This is a genomic window from Cellulomonas marina (assembly GCF_900111925.1).
In the GTDB taxonomy this organism is placed as follows: Bacteria; Actinomycetota; Actinomycetes; order Actinomycetales; family Cellulomonadaceae; genus Cellulomonas; species Cellulomonas marina.
Window position 1 is genome coordinate 107,514 of the sequence record NZ_FOKA01000006.1, and the last position, 25,942, is coordinate 133,455.

Below are 25,942 nucleotides of genomic sequence, written 5' to 3' on the forward strand. Positions count from 1 at the left end.
GCCACCGTCGCCCGGCGGCACTGTGCTGGGGCCATGAGACGTCTGAGGACTCGGACGGTCCTGGTCACAGGGCTCGTCGCCTGCCTGCTCACCCCGACCGCCGCGCTCGCGGCCCCCGCCGACACCGCTGCTGACTCCGCTGCCGGCTCCGCCGCCGACGCGCAGACCGGCCGCACCCGCATCAGCCCGCTCACGGAGCCGACGCTCGTCGCCCGCGCGACGCTCGACGCCGACACCCTCGTCGAGGGCCCGCCGTCGGGTGCACTGGCCACGCCCGCCAACGGCCGCCAGGGCCCGTTCGCCGGGCAGGTCGTCCCCGGCTTCTCGGCGGTCGTCGAGGGGCGCGACGGCACCCTGTACGGCATGCCGGACAACGGGTTCGGCACGAAGGGCAACTCGGCGGACTTCCTCCTGCGGATCTACACGCTCGCGCCCGACTGGGAGACGGCCGAGGGCGGCTCGGGGGAGCTCGCGCTCGACGGCTTCATCAGCCTGCGCGACCCCGACGGCCTCGCCGGCTTCCCCATCGTCAACGAGGGCACGGCCGAGCGGCTGCTGACGGGCGGCGACTTCGACGTCGAGTCCCTCGTGCAGCTCCGCGACGGCACGTTCTGGATCGGCGAGGAGTTCGGGCCGTTCCTCCTGCACGTCGACGCCACGGGCAAGCTGCTGCAGGCGCCCGTGCCGTTCCCGGGCGGTCGCTCCCCGCAGAACCCCTTCCTCGCGCCCGACGAGAGCCCGCGCGTCAAGGCCTCCAAGGGCTTCGAGTCGCTCGCGGTCTCGGCCAACGGCAAGTTCCTCTACCCGATCACCGAGGGCGCCTACGTCGACGACCCGCAGCAGCGCCGGCGCACGGTCCACGAGGTCGACACGGCCACCGGGCAGTACACCGGCCGGACCTGGGACTACGAGGCGGACCGCGAGCCCAACGTCATCGGCGACGCGTTCATGGTCGGCAACCACCGGATGCTCGTCGTCGAGCGGGACGACTTCGACGGCGCCGCGTCCGTCACCAAGCGCGTCTACGAGGTGGACCTGAAGCAGGTCGAGCCCGACGGCTACCTGCGCAAGACGCTCGTCCTCGACGCGCTGAAGATCGCCAACCCCGACGGCATCGGGGCGGGCGACGGCTACGGCACGGGCGACCCGTACTCCCTGCCGGTGCAGTCCTTCGAGACGGTCGTGCGCCTGCGCGACGGGCGCCTGCTCATCGCCAACGACAACAACTACCCGGGCAACGCCGCGCGCGTGCCGGGGACGCCGGACGCCACGGAGCTCGCGGTCGTCGACCTGCGGCGCGTCCCCGCCGCGGCGCCCTCCGAGACCACGGTCATCGCCCACCGCGGCGCCTCGGGCGAGCGGCCCGAGCACACGCTGGCCGCGTACGAGCGGGCCATCCTCGCCTGTGCCGACTACATCGAGCCGGACCTCGTCATGACGAAGGACGGCGTCCTGGTCTCGCGGCACGAGAACGAGATCAGCGGCACGACGGACGTCGCGACGCGGCCGGAGTTCGCGGACCGCCGCACGACGAAGACCGTCGACGGCACGGCCTACACCGGCTGGTTCACCGAGGACTTCACGCTCGCCGAGCTCCGCACCCTGCGCGCGGTGGAGCGCCTGCCCGAGGTCCGCCCGGGCAACACCGCCTTCGACGGCCTGTACGAGATCCCGACGTTCGACGAGGTCATCGACCTGGCGCGGCGCTCGGTCTCCTGCGACGGCCGCCCCGTCGGCGTGATCCCCGAGATCAAGCACGGCACGTACTTCGACTCCATCGGCCTCTCGATGGAGGAGGCCGTCGTCGCCGGCATCGACGCCGCGGGCTGGAACAGCCGCGGCTACCCCGTGCAGATCCAGTCCTTCGAGGTGGGCAACCTCCAGGAGCTGAACGGGATGACGACGGTCCGCCTGGCCCAGCTCATCGACGCCGCGGGCGCACCGGCCGACAAGGTCGCCGCCGGCGACCCGCTCACCTACGCGGACATGGTCACGCGCGAGGGCCTGCACGACGTCGCGGAGTACGCCGACGTCGTCGGGCTGCAGAAGAACGTCATGATCCCGCGCGAGGAGGACGGCACGCTCGGCGAGCCGACCGGCGTCATCGAGCAGGCCCACCGCCTCGGCCTGGAGGTCACAGGCTGGACCTTCCGCAAGGAGAACCAGTTCCTGCCGGCGGAGTTCCGCATCGGCGACGACCCGAACGCCCCTGGCGACCTCGTCGGCGAGATCCGGGCCTTCGTGCAGGCCGGCATGGACAACGCCTTCACCGACGACCCGGCCGTCGCGGTGACGGACGACCTGCGGGTGGCCACCTACAACCTGTCCCTCAACCGGGCGACCGAGGGCGGCCTGGCCGCGGACCTCGCCACGGGCGACAACGCGCAGGCGAAGGCCGTCGCCGAGGTCATCCAGACCGCCGCCCCCGACGTCGTGCTGCTCAACGAGTTCGACCACGACGCCGAGGGGGTCAGCGCCCGGCTGTTCCGGGAGAACTACCTCGAGGTGCCGCAGGGCGACGGGGCGCCGGTGACGTACCCGTACGCCTTCTGGGCACCGGTGAACACCGGCGTGCCGTCCGGGTTCGACCTCAACAACGACGGGTCCGTGGGCGGCCCCGACGACGCCTGGGGCTTCGGCGCCTTCCCGGGCCAGTACGGGATGCTCGTCCTGTCGCGGTACCCGATCGACACCGACGCGGTGCGGACGTTCCAGGGCTTCCGGTGGCAGGACATGCCCGGCAACGTCATCCCGGCCGACTGGTACTCGTCGGAGGAGCTGGAGAGCTTCCCGCTGTCCTCCAAGTCGCACTGGGACGTGCCCGTGGTCGTCGACGGCCGCACCGTCCACGTCCTGGCCGCGCACCCGACGCCGCCGTCGTTCGACGGCGCCGAGGACCGCAACGGCCGCCGCAACCACGACGAGATCCGGTTCTGGGCGGACTACGTCCAGGGCGCGGACTACGTGTACGACGACGAGGGCGTCCACGGCGGCCTCGCCCGCGGCGAGCGGTTCGTCATCGTCGGGGACCTCAACGCCGACCCGGCGGACGGGGACTCCTACGACACGGCGATCGGCCAGCTCCTGAGCCTGGACCTGCTGCAGGACCCGGCGCCGACCTCGGCCGGCGGGCCGGAGGCTGCGGCCGCGCAGGGCGGGGCGAACGCCGCCCACACCGGTGACCCGGCGCTCGACACGGCGGACTTCGCCGACACCGCGCCGGGCAACCTGCGGGTCGACTACGTCCTGCCGTCCACCACGCTCGGCGTCGCCGACGCCGGGGTGTTCTGGCCGGCCGCGGGGCAGCCGGGCTCGGAGCTGACAGGCACCTTCCCGTTCCCGACGTCCGACCACCGCCTCGTCTGGGCGGACCTGGAGGTCGACCTCCTGCGCTGAGCGCAGGTCGCGGCGACGGTCACCGCACGCGGCGGCGACGACGGCGGGTACCCGGACGGGTGCCCGCCGTCGTGCTGCCGCCGCCGGTGCCTGCCGGACGTGCCGCCTCGCTGTCGGACCCGTGCGGCACGCTGGCCGGGTGATCACGACGGTGGCGGTCGAGGGGTACCGGTCGTTGCGCGAGCTCGTGCTGCCGCTGGGGCAGCTGACCGTGGTGACGGGTGGGAACGGGTCGGGGAAGACGAACCTGTACCGGGCGCTGCGGCTGCTGTCCGGGATCGCGCTCGGCGGCGCCGTCGGGGCGCTGGCGCGCGAGGGCGGTCTCGACTCGACGCTGTGGGCCGGCCCGGAGGGGACGGGGCTGGAGGTGCGCCAGGGCCGCGCCCCGGTGCAGGGGACCCGGCGGCGGCGGCCCGTGGCGTTGCGGCTCGGGGTGGTCGCCGACGGGCACGGCTACGCCGCCGACCTCGGGCTGCCGCAGGAGGGCGGGGTCTTCGCCCGAGACCCGGAGATCAAGGTCGAGGCGGTGTGGACGGGCGAGGTGCTGCGGGCGGGGTCCCTCGTCGCCGAGCGGCACGGGCCGACCGCGCGGCTGCGGGACGACGAGGGCGGGTGGCGGCGGATGCCCGAGCAGCTGGCGACCGGGGACAGCCTGCTGAGCGAGGTGGTCGACCCGGCGGGCGCGCCCGAGCTGTCGGCCGTGCGCCGCACGCTGCGGTCCTGGCGCTTCTACGACGGGTTCCGCGCCGACCCGGACGCGCCGGCGCGCCAGGAGCGCGTCGGCACCCGGACGCCGGTGCTGGCCGCCGACGGCGGCGACCTCGCGGCGGCGGTGGCGACGATCGTCGACGCCGGGTGGGGGGACCTGCTCGACGAGGCCGTCACCGCGGCGTTCGGCGACGCGCGGGTCGCTGTCGTCGAACGGGGCGGCCTCCTGGGCCTCGAGCTGCACCAGCACGGGCTGCTGCGGCCGCTGCGGGGCGCGGAGCTGTCCGACGGGACGCTGCGCTACCTCCTGTGGGCCGCCGCGCTGCTGAGCCCGCGGCCGCCGCGGCTCCTCGTGCTCAACGAGCCGGAGACGAGCCTGCACCCCGACCTGCTGCCCGGGCTCGGCGGGCTCGTGGCGGCCGCCGCGCGGCGCACGCAGGTCGTCGTCGTCACGCACTCCGCCGCGCTGCGTCGTGTGCTCGCGGACGCCGAGGACCTGGCCGAGGTGGAGCTGGTGAAGGAGCTCGGCGCGACGCGGGTGCGGGGGCAGGAGGGGCCGTTCGACGTGCCGGCGTGGTCGTGGCCCAGCCGGTGACGGTCGACCGCGAGGCGAGGACCGGGCGGCCCCTGCTCTGGACACGGCCGCCGATCAGCGGGTAGGACTAGGTGGTCCAAGGTTTACCCAGCGCCGGGTGGGCCGTCCCGACCTGCCTGGGAGCTCGACGATGAGACGACCCGCACGCCCCGCCCTGCTCACCGCCGCCGTCGCGCTGGGTGCCGCCCTGGTGGCCCCGACCGCCGCGGCGGCCCCCGGTCCGACGGTCGTCGGCGACGGGCCGCTGGCGCCGACCGCGACGACGTACACCAACCCGGTCAGCGACACGTTCGCCGACACCTACGCCGACCCCGCCGTCATCCGCGGCCAGGACGGCTGGTGGTACGCCTACGGCACCACCGACCCGCTGCGCGAGGGGGAGGGGACGCGGCACCTGCTGCCGATGTCGCGCTCGCAGGACCTCGTCGACTGGGAGTACGTCGGCGACGCGTTCACCGAGACGACGCTGCCGTCCTGGGCGGACACCGCCGGCGGCACCGCGCTCTGGGCGCCGGACATCCGGTACGTCGACGGCGAGTACCGCCTCTACTACGTCGTCACCGACACCACGGTGACCGGCGAGCGGGGCGACGGCGCCATCGGGGTCGCCACCGCGCCCACGCCGACCGGCCCCTGGACCGCCGCGGGCGGCCCGGTGGTCGGCCCGCGGCGCGGGGCGGGCGGACCCGGCGACTTCCTCTGGACGTTCGACCCGCACCACGTCGCGACGCCGGACGGCGAGGAGCACCTCTTCTACGGCTCCTACTACGGGGGCATCTTCGTCACCGAGCTGTCCGACGACGGCACCCGCGCGGTCGGCACGCCCACCCGCGTGGCCATCGACAACAAGTTCGAGGGCGCCTACGTCGTGCAGCGCGACGGCTGGTGGTACCTGTTCGCCTCCACCGCCAACTGCTGCGCCGGCCCGACGACGGGCTACAGCGTGCAGGTCGGCCGGTCGCGGGACCTGACCGGCCCCTACGTCGACCGCGAGGGCGTCCCGCTCGACCAGAGCCGCGCCGGCGGCACGCCCGTGCTGTTCCCGAACGGCAACGCCTTCGTCGGGACGGGGCACAACGCGATCACGACCGACCTCGCCGGCCAGGACTGGATCGTCTACCACGCCATCGACCGCGCCGACCCGTACCTCGACGGCACGGACGGCATCAACGAGCGGCCCATGCTCATCGACCGGCTGGACTGGGTCGACGGCTGGCCGGTCGTCCGGGGCGGCCTCGGCGGCTCCGACGACGCGCAGCCCGGCCCCGTCACCGGCGGTCGCGCGGTGACCGGCTTCGACGCGGGCCTGCCCGACGGCCGCGGGACCACCGCGCTGCGCGCCGAGGGCGCCTGGGCGACGGCGACCGACGTCGCCGCCGGCCCGTACGCCGCCTCGACCGGCGCCGCGACCCTGCTGACCCGCGGCGGCGGCCTGACCGACGTCCGCGTCGAGGCCGACGTCCGGCGTGCCGCGGGTTCGACGGCCAGCACCACCCTGGCCGCGGCGGTCGGCGGTCGCGGGACGACCCTGCAGGCCGCGAACATCCGGGCGCGGCTCGAGGACGACGCGCTCGTCGTCGAGACGACGGCCACGGTCCGCGGCCGCACCGCCGTGACGGCTACGCAGAGCGCTCCGCTGCCCCACGGCTTCCAGTCCGACGCCTGGCACGCGCTGGTCCTCGAGGTGCGTGACGGGCAGGCGCGCGCCGAGCTCAGCCACGCCCGCCTCGGCGACCCGCTCGCGGAGGTCGTCCTCGACCTGCCGCGCGGCACCCGGACGCACGGCGCCGCCGGTGTCCTCGTCGACGGGCCCGGTGCACACGTCGACGACGTGAGCGTCCTGCCGGCCGCGGTCCCGGTGACCGACGTCGTCGAGCCGCCCGCTCCCGGCCCCTGGGACCCGGCGCTCGGGGACGAGTTCGACGGCGACACCCTGGCCTCCGGCTGGACCGCCGTGCGCGACCCGCAGGTCCGGGTGGAGGACGGCTCCCTGGTCTGGCCCACCGAGGCGAAGGACCTCACGGGTGACAGCGACGACGCGGGGCTGCTCCTGCGCGACGCCCCCGAGGGTGACTGGGTGGCCGAGACGCGGCTGACCATCGACCTCGGGGTCGAGGAGATCCGCAACTACCAGCAGGGCGGGATCGTCGCCTACGTCGACGACGACGACTTCGCCCGCCTCTCGCACGTGGCCATCTGGAACACCCGGCAGACGGAGTTCGGCCGGGAGATCCCCTTCGCGGGCGGCACGCGGTACGGCGGCACGATCGTCGGGCCCCCGGCGGAGACGACGTGGCTGCGGCTGACCCGCACGGCCGACGCGGCCGGTGAGCAGGAGGTCCGCGCCTCGACGAGCACCGACGGCATCACATGGGTGCACGGCGGCACGTGGACCTTCGACGCCGGTGCCGAGGTCCGCATCGGCCTCGTCGCCCACGGCGGTGCCGGGGCCACCGCGCGGTTCGACCACCTGAGGGTGGCGCCCGCGAACGGGTGATGGGCGGGCCGTCACGTTCGGCCCGTCCTCGCCTATCCTTCCGCCGACCCCGCACCGCGCCTCCGCGGGTCGCCGATCCGGCTCCCGGCGCCCGCCCCGCAGCAGGTGATCCCGTGAGCGCGTCCGCAACCGACCGGACCCCCGGCCTTCCCGGGGGTCCGGAGCGGGTCGCCGCCACCCGGCGCGTGCTCCCGGCGGTGGGCAGCCCCGTGCTCGACCGCGTCGTGGGGCTGGCGTCGCGGCTGCTGGGTGCGCCGTCGTCGCAGATCTCCCTGCTCGAGGACGTGCAGGTCGTCGGTGCCGGCCACGGGCCGGGGCCGGACCCGGCGGGGACGCGCAGCCCGCTGGCGGACTCGCTGTGCACGGTGACGGCGGCGGCCGGCGCACCCGTCGTCGTCACCGACGCGGCGCAGGACGACCGGGTCGCGGACCTCCCGCCCGTGACCGGCGGTGCCGTCGGTGCGTACCTGGGCGTGCCCCTGCGCGGCCAGCAGGGGCACGTCGTGGGCGCGCTGTGCGTGTTCGACCCGGCGCCCCGGCCGTGGCGGGACGAGGACGTCGCCCTGCTCGACGAGCTGGCGGGCTACGCCGCCACCGAGCTCGAGCTCGCGGCCCTCGCGGCGGAGTACGAGGCGGACCGCACCCGGTGGCAGCTCGCGGTGCGCGCCGGGGGCGTCGGCACCTTCGACTGGGACCTGGTGACCGGCGCCCTCGAGTGGGACGACCAGCTCCTGGACATCTTCGGGCTCGAGCGGGGCCAGTTCGGCCGGACGATCGAGGACTTCGTCGCCGCGTTGCACCCCGACGACCGCCCGCGGGTGCAGGAGGCCCTGCGCGTGGCCATCGAGGCGTGCGACGAGTACGACGCGGAGTACCGCGTCATGCTGCCGCGGGGCGGTACGCGCTGGGTGCACGCGCGGGGACGGGCCGTCGCGGGCGAGGACGGCACGGCGGTGCGCCTGCTCGGCTCGGCGTACGACACGACGGCCCGTCGCGACGCGGACGCGCGCGTCGCGCGGGTGCTGGAGACCATGTCGGGCGGCTTCTACTCCCTCGACGAGGAGTGGCGGTTCGGCTACGTCAACGCCGAGGCCGAGAAGCTCCTCGGGCGCTCCCGGGAGGAGCTGCTCGGCCAGAGCCTCTGGACCGCCTTCCCGGCCACGGTCGGCAGCGTCTTCGAGGAGCAGTACAAGGCGGCCGTGCTGACCGGCACGCCCGGCACGTTCGAGGCCTACTACCCGCCGCCCCTCGACGGCTGGTACGAGGTCCGGGCCTGGCCCACCGACGAGGGCCTGTCGGTCCACTTCCACGAGATCACCGCCCGGCACGCGGCGCAGGCCGCCGCCGCGGAGGCCGGACGGGTCGCCGACGAGGCGCGCCGGGTCGCCGAGGACGCGCAGGGCGCCGCCGAGCGGGCGGCCCGGCGGCTGAGCCTCGTCGCCGCCGTCAGCGCCGACCTCACCGGCACGCTGGACACGGACGAGGCGGTGGCGCGGCTCGCGCAGCACCTCGTGCCGGCCCTGGGCTCGTGGTGCCTGGTGACGCTGCTCGACGAGCACGGGACCCTGCGGGACGTCGGCTCGTGGCACGCCGACCCCGACGCGCGCCCGCTGGTGCAGCAGTACCGGCGGCTGCGACTGCCGTCGCTGGACCAGCACTCGTACCTGCACCGGGCGTTGCGCGAGCACCGGCTCGTGTCCGTGCCGGTCGACGCCACCGAGCACATCGCACCGCTGCTGGCGGGCCCGGCCCAGGACGCGCTGCGTGCGCTGGGGCCATCGGCGGCGTACTTCCTGCCGCTGCAGGCCCGTGGTCGCGTCGTCGGCATCGTCTCCCTGTTCCGTGGGCCCGACGAGGGCGAGCTGTCCGCCGGGGACCTGCTGACCGCCGCGGAGGTGGCGGACCGGGCCGGCCTCGCGATCGACAACGCGCGGCTCTACCAGCAGCAGCACCGGATCGCGGAGAGCCTGCAGCGCAGCCTCCTGTCCGCGCCGGTCGAACCGGACCACGTCGAGATCGTCGTTCGGTACCTGCCGGCCGCGGAGGCGGCGCAGGTCGGCGGGGACTGGTACGACGCGTTCCTGCAGCCCGACGGGGCCACGGTCCTCGTCATCGGGGACGTCATGGGCCACGACTCCGATGCGGCGGCCGCCATGAGCCAGGTGCGGACGCTGCTGCGCGGCATCGCGTACGCGACGGGGCAGGCCCCCGCGGGCGTCCTGACCGGGCTCGACGCGGCCATGCGTGGGCTCGAGGTCCGGACGCTGGCGACCGCGGTCGTCGCCCGGCTCGAGCAGTCCGAGGACGAGCGCGAGCGGAGCGTCACCCGGCTGCGCTGGTCGAACGCGGGTCACCTGCCGCCGCTCCTGCTGCACGAGGACGGCACGGTGACGGAGCTGCACGGCAACGGCTCGTCGCTGCTGCTGGGGATCGACCCGGGGGTCGACCGGACGGACTCGGTCGTGACCGTGGACCGCGGGACGACCCTGCTGCTCTACACGGACGGCCTCGTGGAGCGCCGGGACGCGTCGCTCTCCGACGGCATCCGCCGCCTGCGCGAGACCGTCGCGGCGACGGCGACGGACGGCCTGCGCGGGGCGACCCTGGACGAGCTCGTCGACGGGGTCGTCGCCCGGATGGTGCCGGAGCGTCCCACCGACGACGTCGCCCTCCTGGCCGTCCGGCTGCACCGCCAGGACCGTCCCCGGCCGGCCGACGCACCGCCGGCCCGGGTGCCGGACGCGCCCCCGGTGCCCGGGGCCTGAGCGCCGGCGTCAGCAGGCAGCCCGACCGCCCGTCACGGCCAGGGGGCCAGCAGCGCGGTGCCGAGCACGATGACGACGGGGATCGACACCAGCCACGCGGCGAGCCCCTGGTCGGAGCTGATGAGCGGGTCCTGACGGGTGCCGGCGGCGGCCCGCGCGCGGCCCTCGCCGTGGCCGGCCCCGTGCCCCAGCCCGAGGCCGGCTGCCAGGTCGCGCACCCGGTCCCGGGCCGCGTCGGCCGTGCGCGTCATGGATCGACGGTAACCGCGGCTCCGGAGGGTCGCAGGGCGAGCGGGGACGGCCGGGCGACCGTCACACGGACGGGTCCGCGACGTCCCCGGACGGGCGGGCCGCCCCCTCGTCGACGCCCGTGACGAGCCGCCGCAGCACCGCGACGGGCAGCTTCGGGGAGCGGTCGGCGCGCAGCAGCCCGTTCGTCTCCTGCCCGGTGTCGGTGAGCTGGGTCCAGCAGAACCCGGCCAGCGGCGCGGCCTCGCGGGCGGCCGCGAGCAGGTCGCCGATGCGCGCGGCGAAGTCCTCGTCGCTCGTCGCGGTCGAGTAGCCCCAGGCGTCGTGGCGCTCGGCCGCGTAGCTCACGCCGCCGAACTCCGTGAGCATGACGGGCTGCCCGCGGTCGTGGGTGGGTGCCGCGTCGGCGAGCCGCAGCCGCCGTCCCGCGGGCCCGATGCCCGCCAGCAGGCGGTCCACCGCCTCCGGCGTGCCGTACCGCGCGCGCAGCTCGTCCCCGCGCTCGGCGTAGTCGTGCACGGTCCAGATGTCGGAGTCGGTGTGCTCCCAGCCGTCGTTCGACACGACCGGCCGCGTGGGGTCCAGCGCCCGGGTGAGGTGCGCCAGGCCGAGGCCGTAGTGCTGCTGCGCGACGTCGTGCGCGCCGTGCTGCACGCCCCAGCTCTCGTTGAGCGGCACCCACGTGATGATCGACGGGTGCGAGCGGTCGCGGCGCACCAGCTCGAGCCACTCGCGCGTGAGCAGCTCGACCGACCGCGGGGAGTAGGCGTAGGCGTTGGCCGTCTCGCCCCACACGGTCAGTCCGAGCCGGTCCGCCCAGAAGAGGAACCGGGGGTCCTCCGCCTTCTGGTGCACGCGCGCGGCGTTGAAGCCCAGGTCCTTGATGAGCTGCACCTCCTGGCGCAGCGCGTCCGCCGAGGGCGCGGCCAGGTGGGTCCCGGGCCAGTACCCCTGCTCCAGCACCGACCGCAGTCGGTAGGGGCGGTCGTTGAGGAGGAAGGCGCCTGCCGCGACCGCGCAGCTGCGCAGGCCGAGGTAGGAGGCGACGACGTCCGGGGAGCCACCGGGGGCCGACAGCGTGAGCGTCGCGTCGAGCAGCGTGGGGCGCTCCGGCGACCACAGCAGCTCCTCGTAGCCCTGCCCGTTGGCCTGCCGGGGCAGGTCGACGACGACGTGCACGTCGCGGCCCAGGACGCGCACGCGCTGCTCCGCGAGCACGTCCTCGTCGTGCCGTACGACGACGTCCAGCCACGTCCCGGGCACGGGGGGCGACGAGAGGCGGGCCGTCAGCACGGCCGCCGCCCGCGGCAGATCCGCCTCCCAGGCCAGCTCCTCCAGCGCGAGCGCCGGCACCGCCTCGAGCCAGACGGGCTGCCAGATGCCCGTCGTGCGGTCGTACCAGATCGAGTGCGACGAGGGCTTCCAGTCCTGCTTGCCACGCGGCTGCACGACGTCGTCGGGGTCGTCCTCGGCGCGCACGACGACGACGGCGCCCGTGCCGACGTCGCCTTCACCGCTGCCGCCGACGGCGGCCGTCACGTCGAGCGCGAAGGGTGTCTGCCCGCCCTCGTGCCGGCCGACGTGCTGCCCGTCCACCCACACGTCGGCGGTGTGGTCCACCGCGCCGAGGTGCAGCACCACCCGGTCGCCCTGCCGGCCCAGCCCCGCGGCGGCCAGGTCCTCGGCCGTCAGCCGCCGCCGGTACCAGACCACCCGCAGCGGGCCGGGGTCGCCGATCCCCGAGTCCGGCGCCTCCGGCGGGAAGGGCACCTGGATCGTGCGGTCGAACGGGTCGGCGCCATCCGGGCCGCCCGGGCGCCACCAGCCGGCGTCACGGCCGGCGTCCTGCGGGTCGAGCGCGAAGTCCCACGGCCCGCACAGGTCGGCCCAGGAGGGCCGGACGAGCTGCGGGCGGGGGTAGGTGCCGTCGCCGCGCGAGGCGCGCGGCGTCGTCGCGGCGTCCCCGGCCGCGGCCGCCGGTGGGACGGGGCCCGTCGCGGGGCTCGTCGTCGTGCCCGTCGTGGGGCTCGTCGTCGTGCTCGTCGTGCTCGTCGTGGTGGTCACGGTGGGGGTCCTTCCGGTCACGGGCGCGGCGTGCCGCCGGTGCTCTCGCGGACGACGAGGTGGTGCTCGGCGACGGCGTGACGCGGCGGTGCGTCGGGGTCGGTGCGGTGGCGGAGCAGGAGCTCCAGGGCGGTCTCGGCGATGCTGCGCTTGTCGGGCGCGACGGTGGACAGGCTGGGGGTCGCGTAGCGGCCCTCCTCGACGTCGTCGATGCCGACGACGACGACGTCCTCCGGCACCCGCAGCCCGCGGTCCCGCAGGGTCCGCAGGGCGCCGAGGGCCAGGAGGTCGTTGAAGCAGAAGACCGCGTCGGGCGGCTCCGGCAGGTCGAGCAGGGCGTGCATGGCGGCGGCGCCGTCGCTGCGGTGGAAGTCCCCGACGCTCGCGACGAGCTCGGGGCGCAGCGGGTGCCCGGCCGCCGCGAGCGCCGTCCGGTACCCCTCGAACCGCAGCTCGGCGGTCTCGGCGGGGACGACCCCGCCGGCGGGGTCCTTCGCGCCGATCGCCGCGACCCGGCGGCGGCCGAGGGACAGCAGGTGGGCCGTCGCGTCCCGCGCCGCGGCCCGGTTGTCGATGGCGACGTGCGGGAACGGCGAGTCGTCGCCCACGTGCTCCCCGAGCAGCACCAGCGGCGTCGGGTCGAGCCGGTGGCGCAGGTCGTCCGCGGTGAGGGTCAGCGGGCTGAGCACGAGCCCGTCCATGAGCGGGAGGTCGATGCCGTCGCTCGCCGCGCGCTCCGCCTCCGGCGAGCCGTCGGTCTGCGCGAGCAGGACCGTCAGCCCGCGCGTCTTCGCGGCCCGCACCATCTCGGACGCGAGCTCGGCGAAGTACGGCTGCGTCAGCTCGGGCAGGGCCACCGCGACGATCCCGCTGCGCCCCTGCCGCAGGTGCTGGGCCGCCACGTTCGGCCGGTACTGGAGATCGATGACGGCCTTCTGCACGCGGTCGCGCGTCTCGTCCGTCGCCCGGCCCTTGCCGTTGATGACGTTCGAGACGGTCTTGATCGACACGCCGGCGCGCTCGGCGACGTCCTGCAGGCGGATCCGTCCCACCCCGCCCACCTCCTCTGCTCGCCCGTCACCCTGGCAGACGTGACGGATTGGTACAAGGTTTACCCGTTCCGGTGGACGCGCCGCGGCAGCGTGCGGTAGGAAGTGGTCCAAGGTTTACCCGCGCAGGGCCGTCAGCAGTGCACGGCCGAGGCCCCGCCACGGCGGCGGGGCGCAGGGCGCACCCCCACCGGAGGAGCTCGAGGATGAGAACCACGACGACCACGTCCACCACCGCCCGGCGCTCCCGCGCCCGGCTGGGCCTCGCCGCCGCGGGCCTGGCCGCCACCTTCGCCCTCGCCGCGTGCGGCGGCGGCATGTCCGCCGAGGAGGCTGCCGGCGGCGGCGGCGGCGAGGCGGCCGAGCTGCCGGAGTTCACCGGCGAGTACGACGGCCCCGAGGTCGAGCTGTCCTACTGGAACGGCTTCACGGGCGGCGACGGCCCCTTCATGCAGGGCATGGTCGAGCAGTTCATGGAGGAGAACCCGAACATCACGGTCACGCCCAACACGATCCAGTGGGCGGACTTCTACCAGCGGCTCCCCGCCGCGGTGAACGCGGGCGAGGGCCCGGACGTGGGCGTCATGCACCTCGACCAGCTCGCCACGAACGCCGCCCGCAACGTCATCGTCCCGCTGGACGAGCTGGCGGACGGCATCGGCCTGACCGAGGACGACTTCAGCGAGGAGGTCTGGCAGGCGGGCATCTACCAGGACGCGCGCTACGGCATCCCGCTCGACGTCCACTCGCTGGCCATGTACTACAACACCGAGCACTTCGCGGCGGCGGGCATCACCGAGCCCCCCACCGACCAGGCGTCCTTCATGGACGCGCTCGACAAGCTGCAGGCGGCGGGCTACGAGACGCCGTTCTGGAGCCCGACGCTCTGGCCCGCGCACCTCATGTTCTACTCCCTGACCTGGCAGAACGGTGGCGAGCCGTTCGCCGAGGACGGGTCCGAGGCCACCTTCGGCTCGCCCGAGGGCGTCGAGGCGCTCGAGTGGCAGCGCTCGCTCGTCGACGAGGGGTACAGCCCCTCCGACGTGGCGCAGGACTCCCAGTACGTCGCCTTCAAGAACGGCGAGACGTCGATCACCTGGGACGGCATCTGGCAGATCAACGACCTGCAGGCCTCGGAGCTCCCCTGGGGCATCGCGCCCGTCCCGACGATCTTCGACGAGGACCGGGTCTGGGCGAACTCCCACCAGTTCTTCATGACGAAGCAGGCGTCGGGCGACGCGGACAAGGCGGCCGCCGCACAGGTCTTCATCGCCTGGATGTCCGAGCACTCCGAGGACTGGGCTCAGGCCGGCATGATCCCCGCCCGCCAGTCCGTGCGGGACGGCGGCGCCCTGGAGGGCCTGCCGCAGCAGATCATCGCCGAGCGGATCGACGACATGCGCTTCCTGCCGCCGGTCCCCGGCATCGGCACGGTCGCCACGGAGGCCCTCGAGCCGGCGGTCGCCAACGGCGTCCTCGGCAAGAGCAGCCCGGAGGAGGCCCTCACGGGGGCCGCCGTCCAGGCGACCGAGCTCATGCAGGAGAACCTCGAGAGCTTCGGGGGCTGACGTGTCCACGACGCGCGTCGCGGCGCCGGCCGACGTGGCCGGCGCCGCCCGGCGGGGCCCCGCACCGGCGTCGCGGCGCGGCGTCCCGGCGCACGGGAGGCTGACGCCCTGGCTGTTCCTGGCGCCGTACCTGCTGCTCTTCGGCGTCTTCGTGCTGGCACCCGTGGTGCTCGGCGGGTGGATCAGCCTGCACCGGTGGGACTACACGCTGCCCGGCAAGCCGTTCGTCGGGCTCGAGAACTACACCGACCTCTTCTCCGGGTCCGCCACCGCGGACACCTTCTGGCGGTCCATGCGGGCGACCGCGATCTTCACGGTCTTCAGCGTCCCGCTGCTCCTCGTCGTGCCGCTGGCCGTCGCCCTGGTGATGAACAAGAAGTTCCCGGGCCGGAACCTCTTCCGGGCCGTGTACTTCGCGCCCTACGTCCTCGGCGTGGCCGTGGTCGCGGTGCTGTGGCGCTACCTGCTCGACACGAACATCGGCCTCATCAACTACGGGCTCGGCCTCGTCGGGCTGCCCGACACCACCGCCTGGACCACGTCGCTGCCGGCGGCGTGGGTGGCCCTGGTCGGCGTCACCGTGTGGTGGACGCTCGGCTACAACGCCGTCATCTACCTGGCGGCGCTGCAGGACGTGCCGGCCGAGCTGTACGAGGCGGCCCGGGTCGACGGCGCGAACTCCTGGCAGCAGTTCGTGCACGTCACGCTGCCGGGCCTGCGGCCGGTGCTGGCCTTCGTCACGATGATCACGATCATCGCGTCGGCCAACATGTTCGGGCAGTCGTACCTCATCACGCGCGGCGCCCCGGGCCGCGAGACCCGGACCGCCATCTACCAGATCGCCGAGACCGGCCTGCGCAACTACCAGATGGGCTCGGCGGCGGCCATGAGCTACGTGCTCACGGGCTTCCTCATGGTGCTCAGCGTCGCCGTGTTCTGGCTGCTGCGGGAGAGGAAGGCGCGATGACCGCCACCGCCGTCCCACCGACCCGGCGCGGCAGCACGGCGCCGACGCCCGCGCGGGCCCCCGGCCGGCGCACGGGCCGCACCGTCGTGCGGTACGTGCTGCTCGTCGTGCTCGCGCTCGTGTTCGTCAGCCCGCTGCTGTTCATGGTGCTGACGTCCTTCAAGACGCGGGCCGACGCCGCCGGCTTCCCGCCGTCGTGGCTGCCGACGCCGTTCACGACGCAGGCGTACGAGTCGATCCTGGCCGCACCCGGCACGCCCGTGCTGCGGTGGTTCGCCAACTCCCTCGTCGCGGCGCTGGGCAACGCGGCGATCGTCGTGGCCACGTCGGCGCTGGCGGCGTACGCGCTGGCCCGCATGCGGTTCCGCGGCCGCGGGATCGTGTTCGGGCTCATCATCGCCACGCTGTTCATCCCGCCGGTCATCCTCATCATCCCCAACTACCTCATCGTGGGGGAGCTCGGGTGGCTGAACACCCTCGCGGCGGTCATCGTGCCGACGGCCGCGTCCGCGTTCGGCGTGTTCTTCCTGCGGCAGTTCTTCCTGTCGATCCCGGAGGAGCTGGAGGAGGCGGCCCGCCTCGACGGGGCCAGCCCGTGGCGGATCTTCTGGCGCGTGGTGCTGCCGCTGTCGCGGCCGGCGCTGGCGACCCTGGCGCTGCTGTCGCTCCTGACGAACTGGAACGACTTCCTCTGGCCGGTGTACGTGCTCTTCAGCCCCGAGCTGCAGACGCTGCCCGCCGGCCTGTCGACGCTGCAGTCCGCCAACGCCGTGCGCTACGACCTGCTCATGGCGGGCGCGGTCATCGCCTCGGTGCCGGTGCTCATCCTGTTCGTGTTCCTGCAGCGCTTCATCATCGAGGGCGTCTCGCGCTCGGGGCTCAAGGGATGAGGCGGACGACGAGGGCCCGGCCCCGCGCGGGCGCGCTCGTCGCGCTGGCCGCGGCCGTGGCCCTCGTCGTCGGCGGGTGCAGCGACACCTCGTCGACGACGGGCGGCGGCGCGGCGGACACCGCGGGCGGCGGCGACGCCGCGAGCGCGTCACCGAGCCCGTCGCCGAGCACGTTCACGGGAGCGGGCACCGGCCCGAACCCCGTCATCGCCGACGACTTCCCCGACCCCGACGTGCTCGAGGTGGACGGGGTCTACTACGCCTACGGGACCAACGGGAACCTGCGCAACATCCGCGCCGCGCGGTCCACGGACCTCGTGGAGTGGGAGACGCTCCCGGACGTCCTGCCGTCGCTGCCGTCGTGGGTCATCCCCGGCAAGACGTGGGCGCCGGAGGTGACGGAGGTCGAGCCGGGCCGCTACGCGCTGTACTTCACGGCGACGAACTTCCGGCCGTCGTTGCAGTGCGTCGGCGTCGCGGTGGCGTCGTCGCCGGAGGGGCCGTTCGACGTCGTCGGGGACGCGATGCTCGTCTGCCCGCCCGACGAGGGCGGCGCGATCGACGCCAGCACGTTCCGCACCGCCGACGGCACGCTGCACCTGCTGTGGAAGAACGACGGCAACTGCTGCGGCCTCGACACCTGGCTGCAGACCGCGCCCCTGACGCCTGACGGGACCGCGCTGGCGGGCCCGGCCGTCAAGCTGCTGAAGCAGGACCAGGAGTGGGAGGGCGACCTCGTCGAGGCGCCCACGGTCGTCGAGCGCGACGGCCGCCTGGTGATGCTCTACTCGGCCAACTCCTACGGCGGCGACCAGTACGCCATCGGCTGGGCCTCGGCCCCCGCGCTCGAGGGCCCGTGGACGAAGGCCCCCGAGCCCCTGCTCACGACGGACGCGACGGACCGGGCCTACATCGGCCCCGGCGGCCAGGACGTCGTGGTCGGCCCGGACGGCGAGGACCTCCTCGTCTTCCACTCCTGGTACGACGACGTCTCCTACCGCGGCGTCAACGTCCTGCCGCTGGACTGGGAGGCGGGGGAGCCCGTCGTCCGGCTGGAGCCCGACGAGGGGTAGCCGGTCCAGCCCGGTCGGCCACCGATTTGGGCCCGGGCCCCGGCGCCTGTACCCTCGTCTGCGGCCCTCCGGGGCCACGCGCCCGTAGCTCAATGGATAGAGCATCTGACTACGGATCAGAAGGTTGGGGGTTCGAGTCCCTTCGGGCGCACTCGTTGAGACAGCGACGCCGACAGCCCCGCACCGACAGGTGCGGGGCTGTCGGCGTTCCTGCGCCGTCGGGCTGGCCCACGAGGCACACGGACCGAGGCGTGACCGTCAGGTGGAGGTGGCGGCGGGGCGCAGGTGGACGTCGAGGGCCTCGTCGGCGCGGACGTCCAGGGCGCGGACCACGCTCAGCGCGCCGTCGCGGTCGAGGGTGCGGCCGTGGGCGGACCGCTCGGCGAAGAGGTCCTCCGGCAGGGCCGCCCGGACCGCCGCGACCGTGCGGGCGCTGTCGACGGGGTCCATCGCCTCCGGGTGGAAGCCCGCGCGCTCACCGGCGGCTGCCACGGCGCCGAGGAGGACCGCGCCCTGCTCGGCCTGGTCCAGTGCCGCCGCCGCGCCGGCCAGGGCGTGCAGGCCGACCAGCCAGGAGGAGACGTCGCCGTCCTCGCCGAGCTCCTCCACCTGGAGGCGCAGGCGGACGGCGGCGACCTCGGGGCGGTCCAGGTCGAGGGCCACCTTCGCGCTGATCCACAGGGCCGAGGCCCGCGCCCAGCCGTGCGACGCCGCCGCGGCGACGCGGATCGCCTCGTCGAGGACGGCCATGGCCCCCTCGAGGTCACCGGTGCCGCGCAGGAGCTGCCCGCGCAGCATGAGCACGTCGGCCAGCGCCCAGTCCGGGCCGTGCCGCCGCGCCAGGGTCTGGGCCCGGTCGCTAGCGGCCGCCGCGGCGGCCAGATCACCGGCATAGGCGTGCACGTAGGCCAGCGTGCCGAGCGTGAGGGCCGCGGTGGTCCAGTCCTCGGCGCGCTCCGCCCACGCCACCGCCTCGACGCCGTAGCGCGCGACCGCCTCGCCCTCACCGGCCAGGTACGCGAGCATCCCCGCCGACAGCAGGGCGCGCGCCCGGTCGGCGGCGTCGGCGGGCGTCGCGGTGGCCAGGTCCTCGTCGGGCGGGGTGGCGAGCGCGACCGTGCACCAGCGCAGGCCCTCGGCCACGTGCGCGCGGCGGTACCAGAACCACCCCAGGTGCCCGACGAGGGCCCGCAGCGCACGGCCCTGCCCGGTGGTCCCGGCGTGCGCGAGGGCGGCGCGGACGTTCGGCGTCTCGCGCTCGACGCGCGCGAAGGCCGCGCCCGAGCCCGGGCCGCGGAGCCGGGGCCCGAGCTCGGCGGCGAGGCGGAGGCACCAGGCGAGGTGCGCGTCGCGGGCGGCCGCGAGCCGGTCCGGCGGCGTGTGCAGCACCGCGTGCTCCCGCACGGTGGCGAGCATGCGGTAGCGGTGGCCGTCCGGTGCGCGCAGCACGGCGAGCAGGCCGGCGTCGACGAGCTCGGCCAGCCCGGCCAGGACCGGGGCCGCGGCCGGCTCGTCGTCGGGCTCGTCGGCGTGCTCGCCGTCGGGCTCGTCGTCGTGCGGCGGGCCGGAGGGCGCGACGGCCGCCAGCGCGGCCAGGTCGAAGCCGCCGTCGAACACCGCGGCCCGCTCGTGCAGCCTCGCCGCTGCCGGCGACAACGACGAGACGCTCCAGTCGAGCGCCGCCTCCACCGACGCGCCCCGCGACCGCGCGGCGGACCGGGCACGCGACCCGCCGGGGGCGCTGCGCAGGAGCGCGAAGCGGTCGTCGAGCTGGGCGGCGACCTGCGCCGGGCTCAGCGTCCGGCAGTGCGCGGCGGCGAGCTCCAGCGCCAGCGGCAGGCCGTCGAGCTCCCGGCAGATCGTGGCCACTGCGGCAGCGTCCCGGTCCCCACCGGGCTCCCAGCCCGGTGCGGCGGCGCGGGCGCGCTCGACGAAGAGCTCCACGGCCTCCGTCGCCGGGTCCAGCGGGCCGAGGTCCAGCACGACCTCGCCGTCGACGTCGAGCATCCGCCGACTCGTGACCAGCACCCGTACACCCGGGCAGGCGGCCAGCACCGCGACGACGAGGTCGGCCAGCGGCTCGCGCAGGTGCTCGCCGTTGTCGAGCACGAGCAGGGTGGTCCGCCCCGCGAGCGCGCCGAGCAGCGCCGGCAGGCCGCCGGGCGTGAGCACCCCGAGGGCCGCGGCGAGCGCGTCGAGCAGCACGGCCTCGTCGTGCACCACGGCGAGGTCGACGAACCAGGGGCCGTCGGCGTCCGTGCGCGCGGCCGCGACGTGCAGGGCCAGGCGCGTCTTGCCCGTGCCGCCGATGCCCGTCACGGTGACGAGGCGGTGCTCGTCGAGCAGCGCGGCCAGGCGCGCGGCCTCGGCCCGCCGCCCGACGAAGCCCGTCAACGGCGCGGGCACCGCCCGCCGGGCCGTCGGCGCGGCGGGGCCGGGCCCGGGAGCCGCGGGCGCGAGCGCCGGGTCCTGCGCCAGGATCCGGCGCTCGGTCTCGCGCAGGGCGGGGGAGGGGTCGAGGCCGTGCTCGTCGCGCAGCACGGCGCGGGCGCGCGCGAGGGCCGCGAGGGCGTCGGCCTGCCGGTCGAGGAAGTAGAGCGCGTGCGCCAGCAGCCGCCAGCCGTCCTCCCGCTCCGGGGTCGCGCGGGTCAGCGCCTCGAGCTCGCCCAGCGCCCGGCCGGCGTTCCCGCCGCGGACGAGGGCCTCGAGCCGCAGCAGGTCGGCGGCGTCGCGCAGGCGCTCCAGCCGGTCCGCCTCCGCCGCGACGGGGCCGCGCCGGGGGACGCCGTCGTAGGCGGGCCCGGTCCACAGCCGCGCCGCGGCCTCGAGCACGGCGGCCGCGCGGGCGTGCTCCCCGCGCCCGACGAGGCCCGACGCCTCGGCGACCGCCGCCTCGAAGGCGTCGGCGTCGAGCGTGACCGTCCCGGCCGGGACCCGGTAGCCGCTGCCCTCCCGCAGGATCACGCCTTGCCGCGCCGGGTCGAGCGCCCTGCGCAGCCGGGAGACGAACGCCTGCAGGCTGGTCAGCGCCGACGGCGGCGGGGCCTCGTCCCACAGCAGGTCGACGAGACGGACGTCGGGCACCACCCGGCCGCGGGCGGCGAGCAGCACCGCGAGGGCGGCGGACTGCGTCGGGCCCCCGGTCTCGGCCCGGCGCCCGTCGACCAGCACGCGCACCGGTCCCAGCACCGACCCCGACAGCTGCACCATGGACGACCTCCGGGCCGGACTGTAGAGGTCGGGCACGGCCCGGGCACAGGGTTTCCTCGCGGTCTCGGACGCGCCGCACCCCGGCGGCCACGGGGGACGCCGGGGTGCGGGGTGCTGCCGGGGGGTGCTGGGTCGGCTCCTGCCGGGCTCAGGAGAGGCCGGCCGTGCCCTTCCACAGCGCCAGGTTGCCCGACGAGAACGCGCCCGCCGTGCAGAACGACCCGCCGACCCAGGTGCCGGGCGACGACGAGTGGGCCAGGGCCGTCACCGACCGGATGCCGCAGCCGCCCTCGCCGATGCCGCTGCCCCAGGCGGCGTAGGTGCGCGCCGCCGGGTCGTAGAGCGCCACGCCGGCCGCCGACCGGCCGCCGATGGACAGGAAGTTCCCGCCGATGACCAGCTTGCCGCCCGCGGAGGCCAGGGCGTCGACCCGGTCGCTCGGGCTGCCCACCGTGCTCCAGGCGCCGGTGGTGCTGAACCGCACACCACCAGGTGCTTCGCGGCGAAGCCCGACGAGGTGCCCGGGCCCTGCGTCATGATGCCGGCGCGGTCGAACTGACCGCCGACGTACAGGTCACCGCCGATGACCTTCAGCGTCCGGACGCCGCCGGGGCCGCCGGCCCAGGACACGCCCTCGAGCAGGTAGTACCCGTCGAGGACGTCGCTGCCGGTGACGTCCTTCGTGTCGAACATCGTCATGCCGTACAGGCCCTCGACGGCGGGCATGCCGCCGGCGTAGAAGCGGTGGAAGTGGCCGCCGATGACGAGGTACTGCCCGGCCACCGACGACAGGGCGCGCACGTCGTCGGAGTACTGCGGGTGGTTGCCCAGGGGCAGCCACTTCTTGGCCGTGAGGTCCCACGCGCCGACGCCGCCCAGGTGCTGCGTGCCGGAGTTCACGAACTCCCCGCCGGCGTACAGCTTGCCGTTGAGGACGTGCAGCGCGTAGACCTCCCCGTCCAGCCCCGCGCCGAGCGCGGACCACGACGTGCCGTTCCACCGCGCGATGTTCCGCACGGCCACACCGCCGGCCTTCGAGAACTCGCCGGCGACGTACAGGTCGGTGCCGACCTTGACCATCGCGTGCACCTCGGCGTCACCGATGCTCGTCGTGACCCCGCCGGCCATGGTGTCCCACGACGAGCCGGTCCACCGCGCGATGGAGCGCGCCGGCTTCTGCCCGACCTGGTTGAAGATGCCCGCGACGTAGGCGCCGCTGCCGTCGGGGACGATGGCGTGGACGTCGCCGTTGCCGTAGGCCGTGGTGCTCACGCCCTGGCCGAACGTCTGCCAGGCCGTGCCGGTCCAGATGCCCGCGCGGTTCATCCGCAGGGTGCCCGCGGTGACGAAGTCGCCGAGCACGACGACCCCGCTGTCCTTGGGCGCCATGGCGACCACGACGTCGTCGAGGCCGCCGCCCGGCGTGGACCAGGTGGTCCCGCTGCGCACGGCCCAGTTCGACCGCTTCACACCGTCGATCTCGGTGAACGTGCCCCCGATGTAGAGCTTGCCGCCCGAGAAGGCGACGGACTGCACCGTGGCGTACTTGTCGCCGTAGAACGTCACCTTGCCGACGGAGGAGAACGTGGTCCCGGCGAGCTTGGCGAGGTTCATCGTGGTGACGCCGTTGGCGCGGGTGAACGAGCCGCCGACGTAGAGGGCGCGTGTGGCGGGGTCGAGCGCGAGCGACTCGACGACGCCCTTGTAGCCGTCCTCGGTGTGGATGCCCTTGCCGTAGGCGGTCCAGGTGCCCGTGGCGGTGTCGACCGAGGCGAGCGACATCGTCGTGCGGGTGCCCGCCTTGTCGAAGTTCCCGCCGACGTACAGCTTGGTGCCGTCCAGCAGCAGGGCGTTGACCGCCCCGGGGTCGCCGACCCCGCAGCTCGCGCAGCGGTACAGGCCGGCGCCGACGGCGCTCCAGGTCTTCGCCGTCAGGTCGTAGGCCGCGAGGCTGCGCGCCGAGACCGTGCCGGCCTTGGTGAAGGTGCCGCCGACGTAGAGCTTCTTGCCGTTGGTGGCCAGGGCGCGCACGGCCTCGTCGTAGTCGGCCGCGGGGTTGGTGACACCGCCGGCCACGGCGCTCCAGGCCGAGCCGTTCCAACGGGCCAGGTCGTTGGCCGCGACGCTGCCGGCCCGCTCGAAGTCGCCGCCGACGTAGACGTCGGTCCCGTTGACGGCGATCGTCATCACCTCGCCGTCGATGCCGGTGCCCAATCGCTGCCAGGCCTTCCCGTCCCAGCGCGCGACGTGCTGGTAGGTGCCCTCGGCGGTGGAGGCGAGGTCCGTCACGGTGCCGCCGACGTAGATGTTCGTGCCGCTGACCGTGACGGCCGTCAGGCCCATGCCGGCGGTGGCGGCGCCGAAGGTCGTCGACCAGCTCGTGTCGCCCGCCACGGCCAGGGCGGCCGACGACGCGTCGGCCGCGGCGTCCTCGGCGACGAAGCGCGGGCTGCCGTCCGGCGCCGTCGTCATCGTCCAGCCGCTGACGTCGACGGGTCCGTCCGGGGCGCCCTCGCGCAGGGTGCCGTCGGCCTCGAGCAGCTCGGTCACCGACCGCAGGCCGTGCGGCAGGTCGGTCGCGGCCGGCGCCGCCGTGCGGGACGCCTCGTCGGGGGCCGCGGTGCCCGCCGCCCCGTCGGCGGCCGGCGTGGTGGCCGACGCCTCGTCGAGGGCCGTGGTGGCCGAGGCGGTCGACGCCCCCGCGGGCGCGAGCGCCAGCGCCCCTGCCAGGGCGAGCGTCAGGAGCCCGGGCACCGCCCGGCCCCCGGCACGGGCACGTGCACGGACCTCCCCTCGTCGTCCGGTCGTCTGCTGCCTGACCCCTGCCATGGCCGTCCTCCGTGCTCCGGTCCCGCCTCGCGCGGGACGTCTCGAGCAGGACGGTGCCGGGCTGCGCTTGCAGGCCGCTTGCAGGCCGCCTGCGGGGGGAGTGCACGGCCCGCCGTGAACGTCCCGTAAAGTCTGTGTTCCCGGGCGGTAAACCGTGCGGGACCCGGAGGGCGCGGAGCCAACGGCACCCCCGGGCCCGACGTAGCCTCCCGTGGTCCGCCCGACGAGCCGGCTCACCGATCTGTGCCGGTACCGCTGCGGACACCCGGACGGCGACACGACCGTCGCCGCCTCTCCCCGGAGGAACACATGAAGATCAGGCGTCACGCGCCCCTGACGGCCCTCGCGCTCGCGACCGCCCTCGCCCTGTCCGCGTGCTCGGGCGGCTCCGACGCCGAGGAGACCGGCGACGGCGGGGCCACCGGCGGCGGCGAGAGCGGCGGCGTCGTCACCGTCAGCAACGGCGAGCCCCAGAACCCGCTCATCCCCACGATGACGAACGAGACCAACGGCTCCGTCGCGGTCCAGAACGTCTTCGCGGGCCTCGTGTACTACGACGCCGAGGGCGGCGTGCACAACGAGGTCGCCGAGTCGATCGAGTCCGAGGACAACCAGACCTGGACGATCACGATCGAGGACGGCTGGACGTTCTCGGACGGCACGCCCGTCACCGCGGACAGCTTCGCCCGCGCGTGGGACTACGGCGCCGCGCTCGACAACGCGCAGAACCTGTCCTATTTCTTCGAGCCGATCCAGGGCTTCTCCTACGACGAGAACACCTCGCTCATCGAGGCCGGCGGCCTCGTCGTCGAGGACGAGCGCACGCTCGTCGTCAAGCTCAACCAGCCGGAGTCGGACTTCCCGATCCGCCTGGGCTACGCGGCCTTCTTCCCGCTGCCCGAGTCGTTCTACGACGACCCCGAGGCGTTCGGCGAGGCGCCGGTCGGCAACGGCCCGTACGTCCTGGACTCGTGGGAGCACGACGCGCAGATCACGCTGTCGCCCAACCCCGACTACGCCGGTGAGCGCGTCGCGCAGAACGGCGGCGTGGAGCTCATCGCGTACACGGACGAGGACTCGGCCTACAACGACCTGCTCGCGGGCGAGCTCGACATCATCAAGAACGTCCCGTCGTCGGCCTTCGCCACGTTCGAGGACGACCTCGAGGGTCGCGCGGTCAACCAGCCCGCGGCCGTCATCCAGACGATGACCGTGCCGGAGTGGCTGCCCGAGTTCCAGGGCGAGGCCGGCCTCCTGCGCCGCCAGGCCATCTCCCACGCGATCGACCGCGAGGAGGTCACCGAGACCATCTTCAGCGGCTCGCGCACCCCGGCGACCGACTTCACCTCCCCGGTCATCGACGGCTGGACCGACGAGATCCCCGGCAACGAGGTCCTCGCGTTCGACGCCGACACGGCCGTGGACCTGTGGGCCCAGGCCGAGGCCATCGAGCCCGTCGGCGCCGACTACACCCTGCAGATCGCCTCGAACGCGGACTCCGACCACCAGACCTGGGTCGACGCCGTGTGCAACAACGTGCGCGCCGTGCTGGACATCGGCTGCGAGTTCTACCCCTACCCGACGTTCGACGAGTTCCTCGACGCGCGTGACGGCGGCACGGTCCCCGGCCTGTTCCGGGCCGGCTGGCAGGCCGACTACCCCGCGATGAGCAACTTCCTCGGCCCGATCTACGGCACGGGCGCGGGCTCCAACGACGGCCAGTGGTCGAACCCGGACTTCGACGCGAAGCTCGCCGAGGCGAACGGCGCCGCGGACGCGGAGCAGGCCGTGGAGCTGTACAAGGAGGCCGAGACGATCCTCTTCGAGAACCTCCCCGGCATCCCGCTGTGGTACTCGAACGCGACCGGCGGCTGGGCCGACACGGTCGACGACGTGGAGTTCGGCTGGGACTCCGACCCCATCCTCTACGGGGTGACCAAGGCCGCGTGAGGTCCCTCCCCGCCGGGACGGCGCCCACGGGCGCACCCCGGCGGGGCGACCTGCGCACCAGCACGGGCGGGGCGTGCCACGGCACGCCCCGCCCGCCGTGCGCCGCGGTGAGACGACACCCGCCCGGGCCCC

The 25,942-nt window shown here is 74.9% G+C and carries 14 protein-coding genes and 1 tRNA gene; 10 read left to right on the plus strand and 5 right to left on the minus strand.

Features of this window, described 5'->3' with window-relative positions; all coding sequences use genetic code 11:
- Nucleotides 1–33 precede the first annotated feature (33 nt).
- The 4 genes from BM048_RS08340 (at nucleotide 34) to BM048_RS08355 (ending at nucleotide 9,961) form a co-directional block, all read left to right on the plus strand.
- Nucleotides 34–3,396, plus strand: coding sequence for an esterase-like activity of phytase family protein (locus BM048_RS08340; protein WP_090032299.1), 3,363 nt, complete (start codon nucleotides 34–36; stop codon nucleotides 3,394–3,396).
- Between the two features lie 139 nt (nucleotides 3,397–3,535).
- Complete coding sequence (locus tag BM048_RS08345) at nucleotides 3,536–4,699, plus strand: AAA family ATPase (RefSeq protein ID WP_090032300.1); 1,164 nt, start codon at nucleotides 3,536–3,538, stop codon at nucleotides 4,697–4,699.
- 130 nt (nucleotides 4,700–4,829) lie between these two features.
- Nucleotides 4,830–7,196, plus strand: a complete 2,367-nt coding sequence (locus tag BM048_RS08350) for a glycoside hydrolase family 43 protein (protein WP_090032301.1) — start codon at nucleotides 4,830–4,832, stop codon at nucleotides 7,194–7,196.
- A 113-nt stretch (nucleotides 7,197–7,309) separates the two neighbouring features.
- Entirely contained in the window at nucleotides 7,310–9,961 is a 2,652-nt protein-coding gene (locus tag BM048_RS08355; protein WP_239078716.1) for a SpoIIE family protein phosphatase, read from the plus strand.
- A gap of 32 nt (nucleotides 9,962–9,993) precedes the next feature.
- Here BM048_RS08355 and BM048_RS08360 read toward each other — a convergent pair whose 3' ends face one another.
- The 3 genes from BM048_RS08360 to BM048_RS08370 all read right to left on the minus strand — a co-directional run bounded on the left by BM048_RS08360 (nucleotide 9,994) and on the right by BM048_RS08370 (nucleotide 13,326).
- A complete protein-coding gene (locus tag BM048_RS08360; protein ID WP_090032303.1) occupies nucleotides 9,994–10,212 on the minus strand; it encodes a hypothetical protein in 219 nt (72 codons plus the stop codon).
- A 61-nt stretch (nucleotides 10,213–10,273) separates the two neighbouring features.
- Nucleotides 10,274–12,274 (minus strand): glycoside hydrolase family 2 protein, encoded by a 2,001-nt coding sequence (locus tag BM048_RS08365; RefSeq protein WP_090032304.1) that lies wholly within the window; start codon nucleotides 12,272–12,274, stop codon nucleotides 10,274–10,276.
- A gap of 17 nt (nucleotides 12,275–12,291) precedes the next feature.
- The gene (locus BM048_RS08370; protein ID WP_090032305.1) at nucleotides 12,292–13,326 is read right to left on the minus strand and encodes a LacI family DNA-binding transcriptional regulator; all 1,035 of its coding nucleotides are present in this window, start codon (nucleotides 13,324–13,326) and stop codon (nucleotides 12,292–12,294) included.
- 203 nt (nucleotides 13,327–13,529) lie between these two features.
- Here BM048_RS08370 and BM048_RS08375 point away from each other — a divergent pair, with 203 nt between their 5' ends.
- From BM048_RS08375 to BM048_RS08395, 5 genes are all read left to right on the plus strand, one after another.
- On the plus strand, nucleotides 13,530–14,891 hold the full coding sequence (locus BM048_RS08375) for an ABC transporter substrate-binding protein (protein ID WP_090032306.1): 1,362 nt from the start codon (nucleotides 13,530–13,532) through the stop codon (nucleotides 14,889–14,891).
- A 1-nt stretch (nucleotide 14,892) separates the two neighbouring features.
- The gene (locus tag BM048_RS08380) at nucleotides 14,893–15,858 is read left to right on the plus strand and encodes a carbohydrate ABC transporter permease (protein ID WP_090032308.1); all 966 of its coding nucleotides are present in this window, start codon (nucleotides 14,893–14,895) and stop codon (nucleotides 15,856–15,858) included.
- The gene (locus BM048_RS08385) at nucleotides 15,855–16,748 is read left to right on the plus strand and encodes a carbohydrate ABC transporter permease (RefSeq protein WP_090032309.1); all 894 of its coding nucleotides are present in this window, start codon (nucleotides 15,855–15,857) and stop codon (nucleotides 16,746–16,748) included. The genes BM048_RS08380 and BM048_RS08385 overlap by 4 nt, the downstream gene beginning before the upstream one ends.
- Nucleotides 16,745–17,821, plus strand: coding sequence for a glycoside hydrolase family 43 protein (locus tag BM048_RS08390; RefSeq protein ID WP_090032312.1), 1,077 nt, complete (start codon nucleotides 16,745–16,747; stop codon nucleotides 17,819–17,821). The genes BM048_RS08385 and BM048_RS08390 overlap by 4 nt, the downstream gene beginning before the upstream one ends.
- A 78-nt stretch (nucleotides 17,822–17,899) precedes the next feature.
- A tRNA-Arg gene (locus BM048_RS08395) sits at nucleotides 17,900–17,972 on the plus strand.
- Between the two features lie 107 nt (nucleotides 17,973–18,079).
- Here BM048_RS08395 and BM048_RS08400 read toward each other — a convergent pair.
- Together BM048_RS08400 and BM048_RS08410 are read right to left on the minus strand one after the other, a co-directional pair.
- A complete protein-coding gene (locus tag BM048_RS08400; RefSeq protein ID WP_090032314.1) occupies nucleotides 18,080–21,031 on the minus strand; it encodes an AfsR/SARP family transcriptional regulator in 2,952 nt (983 codons plus the stop codon).
- A 264-nt stretch (nucleotides 21,032–21,295) separates the two neighbouring features.
- On the minus strand, nucleotides 21,296–23,785 hold the full coding sequence (locus BM048_RS08410) for a hypothetical protein (protein ID WP_090032317.1): 2,490 nt from the start codon (nucleotides 23,783–23,785) through the stop codon (nucleotides 21,296–21,298).
- A gap of 384 nt (nucleotides 23,786–24,169) precedes the next feature.
- Between BM048_RS08410 and BM048_RS08415 the strand changes: the two genes are divergently transcribed.
- The gene (locus tag BM048_RS08415; RefSeq protein WP_090032318.1) at nucleotides 24,170–25,810 is read left to right on the plus strand and encodes a peptide ABC transporter substrate-binding protein; all 1,641 of its coding nucleotides are present in this window, start codon (nucleotides 24,170–24,172) and stop codon (nucleotides 25,808–25,810) included.
- Nucleotides 25,811–25,942 lie beyond the last annotated feature (132 nt).

Bases quoted from the DNA above. Each gene is read 5' to 3' on its own strand.
- BM048_RS08340 (WP_090032299.1), top strand. From the start codon at position 34: ATGAGACGTCTGAGGACTCGGACGGTCCTGGTCACAGGGCTCGTCGCC.
- BM048_RS08350 (WP_090032301.1), top strand. From the start codon at position 4,830: ATGAGACGACCCGCACGCCCCGCCCTGCTCACCGCCGCCGTCGCGCTG.
- BM048_RS08360 (WP_090032303.1), bottom strand. From the start codon at position 10,212: ATGACGCGCACGGCCGACGCGGCCCGGGACCGGGTGCGCGACCTGGCA.
- BM048_RS08375 (WP_090032306.1), top strand. From the start codon at position 13,530: ATGAGAACCACGACGACCACGTCCACCACCGCCCGGCGCTCCCGCGCC.
- BM048_RS08385 (WP_090032309.1), top strand. From the start codon at position 15,855: ATGACCGCCACCGCCGTCCCACCGACCCGGCGCGGCAGCACGGCGCCG.
- BM048_RS08390 (WP_090032312.1), top strand. From the start codon at position 16,745: ATGAGGCGGACGACGAGGGCCCGGCCCCGCGCGGGCGCGCTCGTCGCG.
- BM048_RS08400 (WP_090032314.1), bottom strand. From the start codon at position 21,031: ATGGTGCAGCTGTCGGGGTCGGTGCTGGGACCGGTGCGCGTGCTGGTC.
- BM048_RS08415 (WP_090032318.1), top strand. From the start codon at position 24,170: ATGAAGATCAGGCGTCACGCGCCCCTGACGGCCCTCGCGCTCGCGACC.